The 2,198-nt window shown below is 41.4% G+C and carries 2 protein-coding genes; both read right to left on the reverse strand.

The window, feature by feature from the left end:
* Positions 1-479, reverse strand: a 479-nt coding sequence (locus F6K51_RS36275) for a biliverdin-producing heme oxygenase (protein WP_293030757.1), incomplete at its 3' end; no start/stop codon positions are given.
* Between the two features lie 470 nt (positions 480-949).
* Positions 950-1,909, reverse strand: a complete 960-nt coding sequence (locus tag F6K51_RS36280; RefSeq protein WP_293030760.1) for a glycosyltransferase family 2 protein — start codon at positions 1,907-1,909, stop codon at positions 950-952.
* Positions 1,910-2,198: the final 289 nt, after the last annotated feature.

Genomic DNA, 2,198 nt, shown 5'->3' on the forward strand with positions numbered 1-2,198 from the left:
TTGAATTCATAAAAAGCAGTACCTTGCCCATCTGATAAGTTCATCCCGCGCTGGGCAATCTTTTTGAGAATTTGTCCGCCAGATAAGTCCCCTAGATAGCGGGTGTAGGAGTGAGCAACCAATAGTTCTGGTTGCTTCTCAGAGATATCTTTAATTCTTTGCACATACTCTTTAGCCGCCACTGAAGGGACTACTTTCTCTTGCCAGTTAGAACCGAAGTAATAGCATAGGTCTTGCTCTAGGGTCTTTTTCCGATTGAGCTCTTGGAAGTAGATTTTTGAAAGAATCGGGTGTTCCCGATGGCGCTCCATCTCCTCTTCCATGGCGGAATAGACGAAGTAAAGGTTGGATACTAATTTACGGTAGGAGGTTTTTTCAACGGTTCCTTTCAAAAAGCACTTGACAAAACCCACATTCTCTGCCATGGTGTGGGATTTTTTTGTGCCTTCACGCAACTTGGTGGCTAAATTGGTACTCATTATTTATTTTTGTTCCTAAAGTTGACGGTATTTGTATTACTACTTACAGACAAGCGAATATCTTTCCAAATTCTTAGAGTAAACTGATTTAATTAAAAATGTTGTTAAGAATTCTTACGTAAACCCGAGATCCTACCTCCCCCACCCTGAGAGAGCCAGTTCATAGATCGTGAAACTGATCAGTTTAGCAACGGTTTGATCACTACAGAGAGGGGAGGGGAGAAGTTGTACCCTAGATTCAAAGGCTCAACTGTCGTAACCATCCAAAAAACTCTAGAAACTAGCAAGACACCAGAAGTCTTTAAGTAAAAATACTTAGGCAGTCTCGTGAAAGGCGGTGTGACCCCAGTGAGGTTCCAACGCCCACGGGAACGGGCACCAAAAGAGTGGAAATTTGGTTAAGCATCGTGACGCTGCCAATGCCTTGGCAGTTTGATCAGATTTTTTCTAGCCCGGAATTCCCAGAGAGTCTATGCCTTGAATTGACGCAACACACTAAACGCCTGAGAACGCCACCCTTCTGGCAATAGGGACAGCACCAAACCAACCCAAGCTTTTGAGGGAGAGCAAGCTTTTCCTGACCAAACTAGTTCACGTCCCTTTGATGTTTGTCCAATTTCAATCAGGCGAAATCCTAGTAGTAGCTTAGTTTCCGTCAGGCGCGATCGCCTAACTGTCTCCAACATTTCTGACTCAAACTTATAACTTTCTAGATAACGCAGTTTATCCTTTAAATAGGGAATTGCTCGACTAATCCCTTGCTGTTGGGCATGGAATCGATATTCCATTAACAATTCTGGTAAATAATAGGCTTTCTTTCCCGCCATAGCCAGCCGAACGAATAAATCATTATCTTCACAATTTTGGATATTAGGACGCATAAAATCTACGTCTTTCAACGCCTGCATCCGAAACAACGTAGCGCCAATTTGAAAGCTCTGCTGAATAAAAACAACCTCGATTAAATTCTCAACGATACCTTCCACTAACTTGGTTCTACCCCACCTCTGAGAATTTAATTTTGTAGCTGATTCGTCCCGAGTATTATTGATGGTAATTACCCAATGATCTGTACCAACAAAATCAATACTATGATCTGGCTGTAAGATAGCCGTTGTTTTGGATAAAAATTCAGGTGTCAGCCGGTCATCATCATCAAATTTAATAAAATATTCCCCCAATGCGGCATCAAATCCAGAGCGCATATTATTACTTTTGCCAAGATTGTTGGGGTGACGGATGTAGTTAATTCGGCTATCCTGATATTGGGACATTAACTTAGGAGTTTCATCAGTTGAACCATCATCACAGATAATTAATTCCCAGTCTTGATAGGTTTGTTTAATAACACTGTCAATCGCATAAGGAAGTAAATTAACGCGATTGAATGTAGGAATACACACACTAACCTTGGGGACTCGTTGAATCATTGTATTGTTATAGATGAAACTATCAAGCCACTCAATTCATTGATTTTTTGACATAAAATTATCCTATTGGATACCTGATATCAAGTCCGGTTACAACGCACTAGATATGACTTATAGCAATGTCTTGATGCAGTCGCTCATGGGGGGAACCCCCTTTGGCGGCGCTGCATCGCTTTATTACCTAACCTGAAGATATGATGAAAATTCTCATGCTATCTGCCACCTTTCCTTATCCCCCCACTAGGGGAGGAACTCAGGTACGGACATTTAATTTACTAAAACATCTTAA

This window comes from Moorena sp. SIO3I8 (assembly GCF_010692325.1).
Classification (GTDB): domain Bacteria; phylum Cyanobacteriota; class Cyanobacteriia; order Cyanobacteriales; family Coleofasciculaceae; genus Moorena.